The organism is Actinosynnema sp. NPDC037264 (assembly GCF_055603705.1).
On record NZ_JBVJVK010000018.1, the window covers coordinates 1 to 14,792 of the forward strand.

The 14,792-nt window shown below is 73.0% G+C and carries 15 protein-coding genes; 5 read left to right on the plus strand and 10 right to left on the minus strand.

The window, feature by feature from the left end; genetic code table 11:
• The 6 genes from egtD to ACZ7GX_RS20965 all read right to left on the minus strand — a co-directional run.
• On the minus strand, window positions 1-933 hold a 933-nt coding region (gene egtD / locus ACZ7GX_RS20940), incomplete at its 3' end, for an L-histidine N(alpha)-methyltransferase (protein WP_498778727.1).
• Complete coding sequence (gene egtC, locus ACZ7GX_RS20945) at window positions 930-1,679, minus strand: ergothioneine biosynthesis protein EgtC (RefSeq protein WP_498778728.1); 750 nt, start codon at window positions 1,677-1,679, stop codon at window positions 930-932. The genes egtC and egtD, both read right to left, overlap by 4 nt.
• 2 nt (window positions 1,680-1,681) lie before the next feature.
• Entirely contained in the window at window positions 1,682-2,995 is a 1,314-nt protein-coding gene (gene egtB, locus ACZ7GX_RS20950; protein ID WP_498778729.1) for an ergothioneine biosynthesis protein EgtB, read from the minus strand.
• Window positions 2,992-4,230, minus strand: a complete 1,239-nt coding sequence (locus tag ACZ7GX_RS20955; protein ID WP_498778730.1) for a glutamate-cysteine ligase family protein — start codon at window positions 4,228-4,230, stop codon at window positions 2,992-2,994. The genes egtB and ACZ7GX_RS20955 overlap by 4 nt, the downstream gene beginning before the upstream one ends.
• Before the next feature lie 244 nt (window positions 4,231-4,474).
• Window positions 4,475-6,469 (minus strand): PQQ-dependent sugar dehydrogenase, encoded by a 1,995-nt coding sequence (locus ACZ7GX_RS20960; RefSeq protein WP_498778731.1) that lies wholly within the window; start codon window positions 6,467-6,469, stop codon window positions 4,475-4,477.
• A 205-nt stretch (window positions 6,470-6,674) separates the two neighbouring features.
• On the minus strand, window positions 6,675-7,124 hold the full coding sequence (locus ACZ7GX_RS20965; RefSeq protein WP_498778732.1) for a Scr1 family TA system antitoxin-like transcriptional regulator: 450 nt from the start codon (window positions 7,122-7,124) through the stop codon (window positions 6,675-6,677).
• A gap of 228 nt (window positions 7,125-7,352) precedes the next feature.
• Between ACZ7GX_RS20965 and ACZ7GX_RS20970 the strand changes: the two genes are divergently transcribed.
• Genes ACZ7GX_RS20970 through ACZ7GX_RS20980 form a run of 3 tightly spaced genes read left to right on the plus strand, consistent with a single transcriptional unit; the run spans window position 7,353 to window position 9,581 of the window.
• A complete protein-coding gene (locus tag ACZ7GX_RS20970; protein WP_498778733.1) occupies window positions 7,353-7,946 on the plus strand; it encodes a TetR/AcrR family transcriptional regulator in 594 nt (197 codons plus the stop codon).
• Window positions 7,946-9,100 carry an MFS transporter gene (locus ACZ7GX_RS20975; RefSeq protein WP_498778734.1) on the plus strand — a complete coding sequence of 385 codons (1,155 nt, stop codon included), beginning with the start codon at window positions 7,946-7,948 and terminating at the stop codon, window positions 9,098-9,100. The genes ACZ7GX_RS20970 and ACZ7GX_RS20975 overlap by 1 nt, the downstream gene beginning before the upstream one ends.
• Before the next feature lie 10 nt (window positions 9,101-9,110).
• Complete coding sequence (locus ACZ7GX_RS20980) at window positions 9,111-9,581, plus strand: acyl-CoA thioesterase (protein ID WP_498778735.1); 471 nt, start codon at window positions 9,111-9,113, stop codon at window positions 9,579-9,581.
• On the opposite strand, the gene ACZ7GX_RS20985 is transcribed toward ACZ7GX_RS20980, so the two are convergent.
• Entirely contained in the window at window positions 9,553-10,611 is a 1,059-nt protein-coding gene (locus ACZ7GX_RS20985) for a TetR/AcrR family transcriptional regulator (protein WP_498778736.1), read from the minus strand. The genes ACZ7GX_RS20980 and ACZ7GX_RS20985 overlap by 29 nt on opposite strands.
• A gap of 55 nt (window positions 10,612-10,666) precedes the next feature.
• On the opposite strand from ACZ7GX_RS20985, the gene ACZ7GX_RS20990 reads away from it, so the two are divergent.
• On the plus strand, window positions 10,667-11,884 hold the full coding sequence (locus ACZ7GX_RS20990) for a cytochrome P450 family protein (RefSeq protein WP_498778737.1): 1,218 nt from the start codon (window positions 10,667-10,669) through the stop codon (window positions 11,882-11,884).
• Window positions 11,885-11,897: 13 nt separating this feature from the next.
• On the opposite strand, the gene ACZ7GX_RS20995 is transcribed toward ACZ7GX_RS20990, so the two are convergent.
• A complete protein-coding gene (locus ACZ7GX_RS20995; protein WP_498778738.1) occupies window positions 11,898-12,380 on the minus strand; it encodes a hypothetical protein in 483 nt (160 codons plus the stop codon).
• Window positions 12,377-12,859, minus strand: a complete 483-nt coding sequence (locus ACZ7GX_RS21000; RefSeq protein ID WP_498778739.1) for a hypothetical protein — start codon at window positions 12,857-12,859, stop codon at window positions 12,377-12,379. Before ACZ7GX_RS21000 ends, ACZ7GX_RS20995 begins: the two co-directional genes overlap by 4 nt.
• Before the next feature lie 98 nt (window positions 12,860-12,957).
• Between ACZ7GX_RS21000 and ACZ7GX_RS21005 the strand changes: the two genes are divergently transcribed.
• On the plus strand, window positions 12,958-14,256 hold the full coding sequence (locus ACZ7GX_RS21005) for a cytochrome P450 (RefSeq protein ID WP_498778740.1): 1,299 nt from the start codon (window positions 12,958-12,960) through the stop codon (window positions 14,254-14,256).
• Window positions 14,257-14,338: 82 nt separating this feature from the next.
• Here ACZ7GX_RS21005 and ACZ7GX_RS21010 read toward each other — a convergent pair whose 3' ends face one another.
• On the minus strand, window positions 14,339-14,743 hold the full coding sequence (locus ACZ7GX_RS21010; RefSeq protein WP_498778741.1) for a winged helix-turn-helix transcriptional regulator: 405 nt from the start codon (window positions 14,741-14,743) through the stop codon (window positions 14,339-14,341).
• Window positions 14,744-14,792 lie beyond the last annotated feature (49 nt).

Consider the following 14,792-nt stretch of genomic DNA (forward strand, 5'->3'; position numbering starts at 1 on the left):
CTGGCCGAAGAACGGGTACACGGCGTGCGCGGCGTCGCCGATCAACACCACCCCGCGTCCCTCGTCGGTGGTGACGTGCCAGGGCGAGGTGCGCAGTTCCTCGCCCTCGGCGAACTCCACGTCCAAGGACAGCCCGGCGACGTGGGACTTGACCGGGCGCACGGCCCGCAGGCGCATCTCGATCCACTCCTCCTCGGCGTTCCACAGGGCCACGTGCTCGAAGTCCGACGGGTCGAAGTCGGCGTCCAACGTCCGGTTGATCACCCGCAGCACGTTGCGGTTGAACTCCGCCGTCACGCCCTGCGCGTCGTCGTACGCGCGCACCAGCACGTCCGGGTCCTTCACCAGGTCCGTGCCGAGCAGCAACCACTCCCCCGCGTCCAGCACTTCGCGCACCGAGGCGAAGAACTTGTCCCGCTCCTCCGGGATCAGGTTGCCGATCGTCCCGCCCAGGAACGCCACCACCCGCGGCGGCGCGCCGGGCAGCAGGCCGAGGTGCTCGGTGAAGTCGCCGACCACGCCGTGCACCCGCAGCCCGGGGTACGCGGCCATGATCGCCCGGGCCGCCTCCGTCAACGCCGACGGCGACACGTCCAACGGCACGAACTCCGTCAGCGTGCCGTGTGAGCGCAGCGCGCTGAGCAGCAGCCGGGTCTTCTCCGACGAGCCGGAACCCAGCTCCACCAACGAGTGCGCGCCGGTGATCGAGGCGATCTCCGCCGCCCGCGCCACCAGGATCTCCCGCTCCGCGCGGGTCGGGTAGTACTCGGGCAGCCGGGTGATCTCCTCGAACAGGTCACTGCCGACCGCGTCGTAGAACCACTTCGGCGACACCCACTTCGGCCGCGCGGTCAGCCCCGCCCGCGCCTCGGCGCGCAGCGCGATCGCCGCGTCCTCGGGGGTCAGGTGCACGTCCAGCACAGGCTCGGTCATCCTCGTCCAATCCGTTGAACGTCCACAGTAGACACATCAGCCGTGACGACGTGCCCGTCGGGCACCTCCCGCCAGCGCGGGTCGTCGTCCAACGGCTCGGAGGCCAACGTCACCGCGCCGTCGCCGGAGCGCACCCACAACGAGTGGGTCCACGTCGTGCCGACGAGCACGGTGCCGTTGGTGAGCAGCAGGTTCAGCCGCGAGCCGGGCGCGGCGGCGGCGACCTCGGACACGACCGAGGCCAGCGCGGCGCCCGGCGCGGCCCCCGAAGCGAGCCGCGACCGCGCCAACGCCCACAGCAGGGCGGCGTCGGTCGGCGCGTCCAGCGTCAGCAACGAGGCCACCGGCAGGGTCTTGGCCACGTCCACCACGGACTCCGGCCAGTCGGCGACCCGCCCGTTGTGGCTGAACAACCACTGCCCGTCGGTGAACGGCGCGCACGCGGTGTCCGCCACCGGCATGCCGACCGTCGCCGAGCGCACCGCGGCCAGCACCGCGCCGGACACCGTCACCCGGCTCAGCGCCAGCAGGTTCTCGTCCGACCAGATCGTGCCCGCCCGGCGGTAGCGCACCGCCGGGCCGCCCGGCGCGGGGTACCACCCCACGCCGTACCCGTCCACGTTGACCGTGCCGCCGCCGCGCATGTCCCGCGGCGCGTACGACTGCCGCACCAACGAGTGCGGCGGGTCGTGCACCAGCGCGGCGACGGGCACGGCGGGGCCCAGATAACCCAGATGGCGGCACACGGTCAGGTCAGCTCGTCCCGCGAGGCGTCCCTCGCGCAGCGGAAGCCGGCGAAGATCTGCCGCCGGATCGGGTAGTCCCAGTTGCGGAACGTCGAGCGCACCGCGGCCTGGTCGCTGCCGAACGACCCGCCGCGCAGCACCTTGTAGTCCGGGCCGAAGAACACCTGGGAGTACTCCGCGTACGGGAACACCTCGAACCCGGCGTAGCCGTGGAAGTCGGAGCTGGTCCACTCCCACACGTCGCCGATGAGCTGGTGCACGCCCAACGCCGACGCGCCCGCCGGGTACGCCCCGACCGGGGCGGGCGTCAGGTGCCGCTGGTTCAGGTTCGCGTGCGCCTCCGTCGGGTCCTCGTCGCCCCACGGGTAGCGGCGGGACCGGCCGGTCGCCGGGTCGAAGCGGGCCGCCTTCTCCCACTCCACCTCGGTGGGCAGCCTCTTGCCCGCCCACTTCGCGTACGCCTCGGCCTCGTAGTAGCAGACGTGCACCACCGGCTGGTCGGGCTCGATCGGCTCCGTGCGGCCGAACGCGGTGCGGTACCACTGGTCGCCGACCCTTTCCCAGAACCGGGGCGCGACCAGCGACGCCTTCCGGACGTGCGCCCACCCGGCCTCGCTCCACCACCGCGGGTCCCGGTAGCCGCCGTCGGCGATGAACGCCGCGTACGCGCCGTTCGTCACCGGCGTGGTGTCGATGAAGAACGGCTCGGTGACCACCTGGTGCGCGGGCCGCTCGTTGTCCAGCGCCCACGCCTCGGTGGACGTGCCCATGGTGAACGGCCCGCCGGGCACCAGCACCTCGGCCGGACCCACCGGGCCGCCGCGCGGCGGGCGCGGCGCGTCCAGCACCGGGTCGCCCACGCGCAGCTGGTGCGTGGCCAGCATGGTCTCGTCGTGCTGCTGCTCGTGCTGCACGATCATGCCGAACGCGAACCCGCCGTCGACCAGTCGGTGGCCTTCCAGCGGCGTGCGCTCGAGCACGTCGAACACCTTGTCCCGCACCTCGCCGACGTACCGGCGCGCCTCGGCGGGCCCGAGCAGCGGCAGTTCCGGCCGGGCCGACCGGGCGTGCTTGAACGCGTCGTACAGCTCGTCGATGTCCGCCCGGACCGGCTCGCGGCCGCCCACGTCGCGGACCAGCCACAGCTCTTCCTGGTTGCCGATGTGCGCGAGGTCCCACACCAGCGGTGACATCAGCTTGGAGTGCTGGCGGACGAGGTCGTGGTCGTCCACCGCGTCGGTGAGCAGCCTGCTGCGGTCACGTGCCCTGGTGAGCTGGGCGGCGACCCGGTCGCGAAGGTCTTCGGTGCTGGTCATGAACGGCCCCCTCCGGTCTTCTCAGCGAGCGTGCGGTGCAGTTCTTCGGCGATCGCGTCGGTCTGGCCGACCGACAGGTCGGTGTCGGACAGCGCGGCGCAGCCCAGGTCGACCACGTCGCGCGCCGCGCGGGCGAGCACCGGGTCGGCCAAGCCGTACCGCGCGGCGGCGAGCCAGCGGTTCGCGGCGCCCTCGGTCGCCGCGAGCACCCCGTCCACCGAGGCCGACGTGCTGAACAACGCCGCCATCAGCACGACCGGCGGCAGCCACCGGCCGTCCGGCGGCGAGTCCAGGTAGCGGACCTCCAAGTACCCGCGCGGTCGGACCGGCGGGAACTGGAGGGTGAGGTGGTAGTCGAGGTCGTCGGCCGTCGGCGGGCCGTCGAGCGCTCCCTCGATCCAGTCGGCGAACGTCAACGGGTACGGCGGCAGCCAGTTCGGCCCCGGTCTGCGCACCGCGATGACCGGGGTGTCGAGCACGCGCTTGGCCCACGCGTCGGCCGGGTTCGCGCACACCGCCGCCGGACGGGTGCGCACCGGGTCGGTGCCGTAGAGCGTGCGCATCCTCGCGCTGGCCCAGTCCGTCCGACGGCCGTTCACCCCCGGTGAGTTGGCGAACAGGGCGGTGAGGACGGGGCCGAGCGCGTGCACCGCGGCCCAGCGCCGCGGCAGGTCGGCGGCCAGCCCGGCGTCCAGGCAGACCTGCAGGCCCGCGGTGCTGCACATCATCGTGATGCCCTCGGGCCCGATCGGGGCGAAGGCGTGTTCCATGGCCGCGTAGCGCGGGACCTGGAGCATCCGGCGTGGCGGGCGGAACGGGTCGGCGCCGTGCTGACCGAGCCGGAGACCGGCCGGTTCGAGCAGGCTGTGGAGGTGTTCGATGTCCGCGGCGACGGTCTTGAGCAGATCCGTCAGGGAATCGCGCGGCGGTGTGGAGATCTCGACCTGGCCACCCGGTTCCACGGTCAGCGGGGTGCCGGAGGGCAGTGGCCGCTGAGGGCTGTCGGGGACGAGGGTCGGTGGCGCGTGCCGGCCGAGCGCGGCCGCGAGGGTCTTCGCGTCGAGCGGTCGGCGGGGATCTTCGACGTGGTGGACGGTCCATTCCAACTCGACTCCGAGCAGCCTCGGAGGCCCGTGCTTGAAGCAGACCGAGGCGACGTAGGCCTCGGCCTCCGCTCGATCCCGGAACACCGCCGGGGTGGGCCCCGGAGCCGGTGCGTTACGGACAGCAGTCACTGGTTGCACTCCCCGTGATCAAATCTCGTCCGTTCGACGCTACACGCAGGCACCGACACTCGCAGCTGTGGAAAACCCTTACGGATCAACGACATGTCGGGTGGCGCGAGCGCGGCTGACGGCCGGTCGGGTGGCGCGTGACCGCGTTCAGGCGGCCTCCGGGCTGCTCCGAGTGGGTCATTCCCGGTGCCCGAGCGGACAATCCGGGCACGGCGTGAACAACTCGTGGCATCCGGGTGACCGATCAGGAACCCGGGTACTCGACGTCGACGCGCAGCACGCGGTCGTTGCCGGGCTCCCAGTCCCGGTCCCACGACGTGGTCAGCCAGAGGTCGCCCTCCCGGTCGACCTCGACGGTCCGCAGCCGCCCGTACTCGCCCTGGAAGTAGGTCTGCTCCTCGACCAGCTCCGAGCCCTCGATGCGCAGCCGGTACACCCGCTGGCCGACCGTGGTGCCGATGAACAGGTGGTCGTTGACGATCGCGAGCCCGCTCGGCCCCGCCGCCGTGGTCGGCCACGTCCGCTTCGGCGGGATGCTGTCCTCGCAGTACCCCTGCGTGCCCTCGCAGCCGGGCCAGCCGTAGTTGCCGCCGCGCTGGATCAGGTTGAGCTCGTCGAGCGTGTTGTTGCCGAACTCCGTCGCCCAGAGCCTGCCCTGCGAGTCGAAGTCGAGGCCCTGCACGTTGCGGTGCCCGTAGCTCCAGATCGCCTTGCCCGGGAACGGGTTGTCCGCCGGGATCGAGCCGTCCGGGTTGATGCGCAGGATCTTGCCCGCGTTCGTCTCGAGGTTCTGCCCGTAGCTGCCGTTCTGCGCGTCGCCGGTGGAGACGAACAGGTGCCTGCCGTCCGGGCTGAACCGCAGCCGGCCGCCGTTGTGGTAGCGGTTCTTCGGGATGCCGGCCAGGATCGTGGTCCAGCCGGTGAGCGTCTCGCCGATCAGCCTGGCGCGCACGACCTGGTTGCCGTCGTCGGCCGTGTGGTAGATGAACACGAGCCCGTCGGTGGCGAAGGTGGGCGACAGCTCGATGCCCAGCACGCCGCCCTCGCCGTCGGTGCCCTGCGCGCCCGGCACCCGGCCGACGTCGGTGCGCTTGCCGTCCGGCGTGAGGCGGTAGAGCCGGAACCGCTCCCGTTCGGACACCAGCGCCGTGCCGTCGGGCAGGAACGCCAGGCCCCACGGCACGTCGGTACCCTCGCGCACCGTCGTCACCGCGCCGGGCCTCGGCTCACCCGCCGGCGCCGTCCCGCCGGGCGCGACGATCACCTCGTCGCTGAGCGCCGAGAGGTTGCCCGCCGCGTCGCGCGCCCGCACCGCGAACCGGTAGCCGGTGCCGGCGGTCAGGCCGCCCACGGTGGTGGACGGCTCGCCGGTCGTGGCCACCTGCGTGCCGTCGCGGTGCACCACGTACCCGGTGACGCCGACGTTGTCGGTGGAGGGCTCCCACGCCAACGACACGCTGGTCGAGGACTTGCCGGTGGCGCGCAGGTTGCCCGGCGCGGTCGGCGCCTCGTGGTCCGGCGGCGGCGCCTCGGTGCGCACGACGACGTTGTCGCTGGCCTGCGAGACGTTGGGCGCGGCGTCGCGGGCGAAGACCGTCCAGTCGTAGGACGTGTCGGGGCGCAGGCCCGTGACGGTGGCGGACAGGGTCGTGCCGGACACGCTCGTCATGAGCTGACCGTGCTGGTAGACGTCGTAGGCGACCACGCCGACGTCGTCGGAGGCCGCGTCCCACGCGAGCGACACGGTGGTCTGGGACCGGCCCGTGGCGCGCAGGTTGCGCGGCGGGGTCGGCGCCTCGACGTCGGTGTCGTCCACCGCGAGGCGGTCGGCGTTCGGGCCGCCGTCGGAGGTGGTGGCGGTGGCGCGGACCCGGTTCACGCCCGCCGACAACCGCACGGACGCGGTGACGTCGCGCCACGCGGTCCACGAGCCCGTGCCGGGGAACGAGACGGCGCCCGCGCGCTTGCCGTTCACGGTCAGCGCGAGCGGGAGGTCGTCGTCGGTCCCGTTGGCGTAGCGGAAGACCAGCGCGTGCGTGCCCGCCCGGGCGGCGGTCACGGCGTACTCGACGTAGGCGCCGAAGGTGTCGTCGTAGTCGACGTACCCGGTGCCGGTGAACCCGGCGTGCTCGGACTCCACCGCGCCGCGCGAGATCGTCGCGGCCTCGGACTGGTGGTCGGTGAGCCCGTGCGCGGCGCCCGAGGCGGTGAGCAGGGACAGCGCCGTCGCGGCGACCACCGCGACGAACGCGAACCGCCGTCGTCGGGGGGCGTGCGGCGTCCGTCGAGGCGCGTGCCTTATCGGTCGGGACGTGTGTGGCGTCGGTTGGGGCGCGTGCGGTGTCCGCCATGGCGCGTGCGGCGTCGGTTGGGACGTGTGCGGCGTTCGTCGGGGCGCGTGCGGTGTCGGTCGCGAGCGCCGTGAGTGCGATCCCATGCGCCCCTCACCTGCTCCGGTAGCGCGCGGCCTGGCGGCGGAACTCCGCACGCGAGGACGGCACGTCCAAGGCGATCCGGTCCAGCACCTCCGCCGGCCGCCGCCCCTCGGGCAGGGCGAACGACGACCGCAGCACGCCGACGTGGCCGGCCGTGAACGGCACCAGGCGGACCGGCGCGTCGGTCCGGTTCGCCAGCGCGTCCAACTGGTCGGCCATCACCGCTTCGTCGCCGACGCGGACGTGCAACGCGGCCTCGTGCACGAAGAACCGCGCGGCCGAGTGCGGCAACCGGTCGACGCCGATGCCGCCGGTGTCGTCGCCGAACGCCAGGGTGTAGGCGGGCGTGCGCAGCGGTTCCGGCACGCACAACGCCTCGAAGACCACCACGGCGCACTCGCCCGGACCGTCCGCCACGTCACCCTGCCGCCGGCCGACGAGCCTGATCAGATCGATCAAGTCGGGCCCGTGCCGACTGCGGTCCACCGTGGACGGTCGGTTCGACCAGCCCAAACCCGACACCAGCCTCAGCGGCGGACGAATGTCCTCACCTGCGGTCACGGTGCGCCACCGTAGTGACGGTGACCTGGGGTTTCGAGTCGAGACGTCGAAGTACACCCCAAAGTGGACAGGGCAAGCCGTACGTACTGATTGGATTTCGTCAGGCGGCCCTGGCAACATCGACAGGTGCCCAGGGTGAGCCAGGACCACCTCGATGCCCGTCGCCGTCAGATCCTCGACGGCGCTCGTGCGTGTTTCGCGCGTTTCGGCTACGAAGGCGCGACCGTGCGCCGCCTGGAAGAGGCTACCGGCCTGTCCAGGGGCGCGATCTTCCACCACTTCCGGGACAAGGAGTCGCTGTTCCTCGCCCTCGCCGAGGACGACGCGCTGCGCATGGCGGAGGTCGTCGCCCAGCAGGGGCTCGTGCAGGTGATGCGCGACCTGCTGTACCCGCCGGACCCCAACGACGTCGAGCACCCGGCGGACTGGCTGGGCACGCGGCTGGAGGTGTCGCGGCGGCTGCGCACCGACCAGGAGTTCCGGGCCAGGTGGGCGGAGCGCTCGCGCCAGCTGACCGACGCGACCCGGCAGCGGCTGGAGCGCCAGCGCGAGGCCGGGAACCTGCGCGACGACGTGGACGTGGACGTGCTGACGTCGTTCCTGGAGCTGGTGCTGGAGGGCCTGGTGTCGCACCTGGCCATGGGCCTGCCCGCCGACGACCTGGAACCCGTGCTGGACCTGGTGGAGGAGAGCGTCCGACGGCACCGCCGCAAGGCCTGATGGGGCGGTACCTCTGGGCGGCGGGTCTCGCCCGGCTGGCCGACGAGATGGTGGCCGTGGCCGTGGTGCTGCTCGCCCTCTCGCGCAGCGGGTCGACCGTGCTGTCCGGTGCGGTGATCGCCGCGTACACCGTGCCGTCGGTCCTGTCCGGGCCGCTGCTCGGCGCGTGGCTCGACCGGACCCGGCGGCCGGTGGCGGCGTTGGCGGCCAACCAGTTCGCGCTCTGCGCGATGGCGGTGGCCATGGTGTTCGCGCCGGCGCCCTGGCTCGTGGCGGCGGCGTTCGTCGCGGGCATCACGCTGCCGATGACCAGCGGCGGGTTCACCAGCCTGGTCCCGCGCCTGGCCGGCGACCTGCACCGGGCCACCTCGCAGGACGCGTTGCTGTTCAACGCGGCGGCGGTCGCCGGGCCGGGGCTGGCGGGTGTGCTGAGCACGGCCGCGTCGCCCGCCGCGGCGGTGGCCGTGGTGGCCGCGCTGGCGTTGGCGGGCGGGCTGTGCACGCTGACCTTGCGCGTGCCGCCGCACCCGCCCGGCGAGCACCCGTCGCTGCGCGCGGCGGTCGAGCGGGGTCTGCGGCACCTCGTCACCACGCCGCCGTTGCGGGGCGCGACGATCGCGTCCGTGGTCGGGTACGGGTCGGTCGGCATGCTCGCCACGGCATTGCCGCTGCACGTCGCCGGGCTCGGCGTGGACGGCGACCAGGCCGGGGTGGTGTGGGCGGTGTTCGAGGTCGGCGCCATCGGCTGCATCCTGGCGGTCCGCCGCTGGCTGCCGCGGTGGCGTCCGGAGCGGGTCGTGTTCACGACGGTCTCCCTGTACGGGGTGACGCTCGCGCTGTGGCCGCTCGCCTCGCACTTCCCGGCGTTGCTGGTCCTGGCGCTGGTCAGCGGTCTGGCGCAAGGGCCCGTGCTGACCGCGACGATCACCGCGCGCCGGCGGTACACGCCGGGTCCGCTGCTCGGCCAGGTGTCGACCACGGGCGCGAGCCTGAAGATCGGGGCGTACGCGGTGGGCGCGGCGGGCGGCGGCGCGCTGCTCACCGCGTGGTCGCCGACGTCGGTGATCTTGCTGGTCGCGGCGGGCCAGCTGGTCGGGGCATCACTCGGAGCAGTCACCGCTAGGCCGACGCGCACCGTCCAGGTGACCCCATAGGATCGCCGACATGGCTGACGCCCGACCTGCCCACGTGCACCGGGTGCGGGTGCGCCCGGTCGACTGCGACCGCCAGGGGATCGTGCACGCGTCGCGCTACGCGGTCTTCTTCGAGGCCGCCATGGTGGAGACGCTGCGATCGCTGCTGGGCTCCTACAAGGAGTTGGAGAAGCACGGCGTCGACTTCGTGATGGCCGAGACCTCCATCCGGTACCTCAACCCGGCCAGGTTCGACGACCTGCTGCGCATCGCGGTCCGGGTGCGGACGCTGGGCACGACCACGTTGACCATGGGGTTCGACGCGGACGTCGACGGCACGCCGGTGGCCACCGGCTGGAACCGGTACGTCTCCTTCGGCACGCCGGAACTGCGCAGCACCCCGATCCCGGCCGACTTCCGCAAGGTCCTGGAACGCCGTCCGGCCGCCGCCAGGCCCGTGACGCGGACCGTGACTAGGTCCGCACCCGCGCCCCGGAGCTGACCGCGTGACCCGCGCCTGAGCCCTCGGCCCGCGCCACCACCCGGCCGCCCTCGACGCGGATCGCGGTCTCGGTCTCGTCGCTGACCGACGGCACGCCCGCCGCGCCCGCCAGCGCCCCGGTCTCGTCGCACACCACCCGCAGCCGGGGCCACGCCGCGACCGGGAACGCCTGCCGCAGGCCGACGCACAACCGCGCCAGCACCAGCCGCGCCAACGGCGCCAGCTCCCCCGGCGTGCCGGTCACCATCGCGAGGGTCACGCGGCCGGCGGCGGTCCGCACCGCCTCCTCCACGGCGGCCAGCCGGTTGAGCCCCAGCACGACCACCACGCCGTCCTCGTCCGGCGTCACCTCGTCGCCGCGCACGAGGTCGACCACGGCGAGCGGAGCCCACGGCCGGTCCTCCGGGAGCACCGCCGCGCCGGGAGGCGCCGCCCACCAGTCGTTCAGCTCCAGGTCCGCGAGCCGCTCGCACGCGCTGATCACGTCGAACGGCTCCAGGAAACCGGGCGCGGCGGTGGCGAGGCCGCTCGCGCCGTGCAGGGTGGCGAGCACGACCTCGGCGAGGCGGACCACCCGGAGGGGCGGCGAGCCGGGCGGCGGCACGACCGGGTCGAGCGCTTCCAGGGCAAGGCTGAGCAGCACCGCGTCCAGCTTCATCAACTGCGTGAACGGCCGGCGCGTCACCTCCTCGGCGGCCACCTCGGACAGGAAGTCCCGCGCCAGCGCGTCGTGGCTGAGCGAGGTGACCCACGCGCGGGCCAGTGCGCCGAGCGCGGTCCGCCGGTCCGGTCCGCGCTGCGGGTCGGCCGGCGGGGTCTCGCGTTCCGCCAGGTCGGCCAGCACCGCGAAGTAGAGGGCGCGCTTGCCGGGGAAGTTCGAGTACACCGCGCCCCTGGTCAGCTCGGCGCGCCGCGCGATCGTGTCGATCTTGGCGTCCCGGAAGCCGCGTTCGACGAACTCCGCGCGGGCCGCGTCCAGCACCCGCGCCCGGTTGCGCTCCTGCGCCTCCGCCCTGCTCAGCCGCACCATCACGCTCCCCGTTTGCCAGGCGTCGCACGGTCAAGATACCGTGACCATTCAGATGATGAGAACATCTGATCTGAACATCCGGAGGTTCGAGTTGACCGTGCCCGAGATCGACCCCGCCAACCCCGAGGTGCTGCTGGACCCGTTCACCGCCTACGGGCAGGCGCGCGAACGCTGCCCCGTGGCGCGGATGCCCCTGCCCGGCATGGGCGACATGTGGGTCCTGACCCGGCACGAGGACGCCAAGGCGATGCTCGCCGACCCGCGCTTCGAGCTGAGCCCGAACAGCTTCATGGGCCTGCCTGGCATCCCGGAGCACTGCAAGCCCTACCTGCGCACGATGTCCGAGATGAACGGCCCCGAGCACCTGCGGCTGCGCAAGCTGGCCGCGCCCGCGTTCACCGCGCGTCGGGCGGAGGGCTTCCGGCCGCGGATCGAGGCGATCGTGGCCGCGCTGCTCGACGCCCTGCCGGACGGCGACGCGGTGGACCTCATGGAGCACTTCGCCCGGCCGCTGCCGATGGACGTGATCTGCGAGCTGGTCGGCATCCCCGCCGAGAACCGGCCGCGGTGGCGCGAGTACGGCGCGGCCGTGGTGAGCGGCTACGGGCCGGGGTTCGTCGCCGCGATCCCGGGGATCGTCGAGGGGGCGCTGGAGGCCGTCGAGCTGCGCCGGACGTCACCGGGTGACGACCTGATCTCCCAGCTGCTGCGGGTGCGGGACGAGGACGGCGACCGCTTCACCGACGCGGAGCTGGTCACCCTGGTGTGGCAGCTGGTGATCGCCGGGCAGACGCCGAGCAACCTCATCGTCAACGGCCTCGAAGCGCTGCTCGCCCACCCCGACCAGCTGGCCGCCCTGCGGGCGGACCCGGGCCTGATGCCGCGCGCGGTGGAGGAGCTGACGCGGTGGGTCGGCCCGCAGCTGCTCACCGTGCCGCGGTTCACCAAGGAGGAGGTGGCGTTCGGCGACGTGGTGATCGACAAGGGTCAGCCCGTGATGACGGCGATCGTGTCGGCCAACCGCGACCCGCGGGTGTACGACGCGCCGGACGAGCTGGACATCACGCGCGTGCCGTCGGTCGGGCACCTCGGTTACTCGCACGGCGCGCACTTCTGCCTCGGGGCGGCGTTCGCCCGCGTGCAGACGCAGGTGGCGATTTCAGCCGTGCTGCGACGGTTCCCCGACCTGGCGTTGGCGCGGACGCCGCAGCGGACGCCGGACGGCGGCACGTGGCGGCTGGCGGAGCTGGTGGTCAGCACCAGGAACGGTTGAGGCACAGGAACGGTCAAGCGGGGAAGAACCGGTCCATGATCTCGTCCGCGACGTCGGCGGGCGCGCGGCCGTCGGTGTCGACCACGAGGTCGGCGGCCGGCGCGACGGTCGGGACGGCCAGGCGGCGCAGGTCGGCCTCGGTCAGCCCGCGCAGCTCGTCGCCGGGGATCGCCGGACCCCGGCCCGCGCCGCGCAGGAGCAGGCGGGCCACGAGCTGGTCGTGGCTCGCGTGCAGCCAGCACAGCTGCGCCTCCGGCACCTGGTCCTCCACCTCGCCCGTGACGACGAGGTGCCGGGCGCCCGCGTCCCGGTAGGCGCGCCGGACCGCGTCGAACCGCCGCGCCTTCGCCGCCGCGGGAAGCGGCGGTGTGGCGAACGTGAGCTGGGCCAGGTCGACGTACCCGGCCTTGGTGCGGGCGAAGAGCCGGGTGAACACCTCCCAGCCCACCGTCGACTTGCCGACGGCACGCGGCCCGGCGATCCACAGGACGGTCACGCGGCCCACCTCGTCCGGATCTCGGCCGCGATGTCGGCGGGCGCGCGGCCGTCGGTGTCCACGGTGAAGTCGGCGAAGTCGGCGCGCTCCAACGCGTCGGCGTCGTCGAGCGCCTGGTCCGCCTGCTCGACGAGCCACCCGCGGCCGACGAACCGGGCGCGCAGCTCCGCCCGGTTCACCCGCAGCCGGCACAACGTGACGTCCGCGCCGGACAGGCGATCGGTGTAGAGGCGGGCTTCCCCGACGGTGTTGAGGAAGCCGGAGACGACGAGCGGGGAACCCTGGAACTCCGGCCACAACGCGCCCAGCGCACTCGACTTGACCACGTGGTTCTCGGGGTCGTCGGCGGACGACGGGAAGCAGAGGCCGAGCTGGTCGGCGTCGACGTAGGACGCGCGGTCGAGGGAGCGGTAGACGTGCCAGCCGACCGTCGACTTGCCGACGCCGGAGGGGCCGAGGAGCCAGAGGACGGTGGTCATCGGGCGGGAGCGTAGTTGCGGCGGGTCCGGTGCGGCGATCGGATTTCCGGGCCGCGCCTGAGCTTGAACCTTTCTCGCGTTCAGGCCACCGTGGTGGCATGCCGTCCACGGTGAAGAACGCGACGCTGCTGTTCCTGGGGCGCACCATCGTCCGGGCGCAAGCCCTCCTCGGCGATCCCGCCGCCCGGCTGCTCGGGGAGAACCCGACCAGCGACCCCTACCCGGTGTACGAGTCGGTGCGCCGGCAGGGCGTGCTGGTGAAGACGAGGATGGGGCTGTACCTCACCGCCTCGCACGAGCTGTGCTCCCGGTTGCTGCGCGATCCCGGTTTCGGGCCCCTGTCGGCGGGCGCGCTGTCGCCGGTGGACTCGTCGGTCCAGCTCGACGGGCGGCGACTGGTGAACCCCGTCGAGGAGTCGTTCCTGGTGCGCAACCCGCCCGACCACACGCGGTTGCGGCGGCTGGTCGCGCCCTGGTTCACGCCGCGCGGCCTGCGCGCGCAGGCGGAGACCGTGGAGCGGGTGGTCGAGGAGTACCTGGACGAGGTGGCCGACCGGCGCACGTTCGACCTCGTCGGGGACTTCGCGGCCAGGGTGCCGATCCAGGTGATCGCCGACCTGCTCGGCGTGCCGGGCGCGGACCACGCGACGTTCGCCCGGTGGGGCAGCGCGTTGGTCGGCGCGCTCGACGGCGTGCGGGACCTGCGCGGGCTCAAGGCGTTGCAGCAGGCGTTGCGGGAGTTCGAGGCGTTCCTGGACGACCTGATCGCGCACCGGCGGCGGCACCCGGGCGGTGACGACGTCGTGTCCGCGTTGGTGGCGCACGACGACCTGACCCGCGAAGACCTGATCGCCACGACGGAACTGCTGCTGGTGGCCGGTTTCGAGACCACGGTCAACCTGATCGGCAACTCGGTGCTGGAGGTGTTGGGGCACCCCGAGGTCCGGGAGCGGTTGCTCGCCGACCCCGGCTACGCCGACGCCGTCGTGGAGGAGACGCTGCGCCACGACCCGCCGGTGCAGTACACGGTGCGGGTGCCGTTCGAGACGACCGAGGTCGCCGGCACGCGGCTGCCCAAGGGAACGCCGATCATGCTGATGCTGGCGGCGGCGAACCGCGACCCGGCGGTGTTCGGCGATCCGCACCGGTTCGACCCCGGTCGCGCGGACGTGCGGGAGCACCTGGCGTTCTCGTCGGGCATCCACTACTGCCTCGGCGCGGGGCTGGCGCGGATGGAGGGCGCGGCGGCCCTGCGCGGCCTGTTCCGCCGGTTCCCGGACCTGAAAGCGGCGGGCCGCGTGCACCGCCGCCCGTCGCGCGTCATCAGGGGTGCGGCGAGGCTTCCGGTCACCACTGGCGTGAAGAAACACCACCCGATCGTGGAAATCATCAGCTGAGGCTCAGGAATGTGGTGCATGCTGTACTCGCGCGTCGACCCGCCGCACCGCCGCCGCGGCGGGTCGTTGCGTCCTTTCCGCACTAATGCGGATTCCTGCGACCACCCACATGTTCTTTCGCGTCGTGGTCCTGCCTGGCCCGCTCGACCTTCTCCAGGTTCACCGCGGACCACTCGGCCAGGTGTGCGAACAACGGCGCCAGGCTCCGCCCGAGCTCGCTGATCTCGTACTCCACGCGGGGCGGCACCTCGGCGTAATAGGTGCGCTCGACGAGCCCGTCGCGCTCCAGTTGCCGCAGCCGCTGCGTGAGCACCTTGGGCGTGATCGTGGTGATGCGGCGCGACAGCTCCACGAACCGCTGCCGGCCGAACTCGTTGAGCGCCCACAGGATCGGGGTCGTCCAGCGGCTGAACACGAGGTCCACCACCGGCGCGATCGGACAGGCCTGCTCCGGGTCGACCGCCGCCAGGCGTGTGCCACTGGTCACAACAGACCCCTTCCGCCGATACTTTCCTCTAGGTACCTACTATACCGAG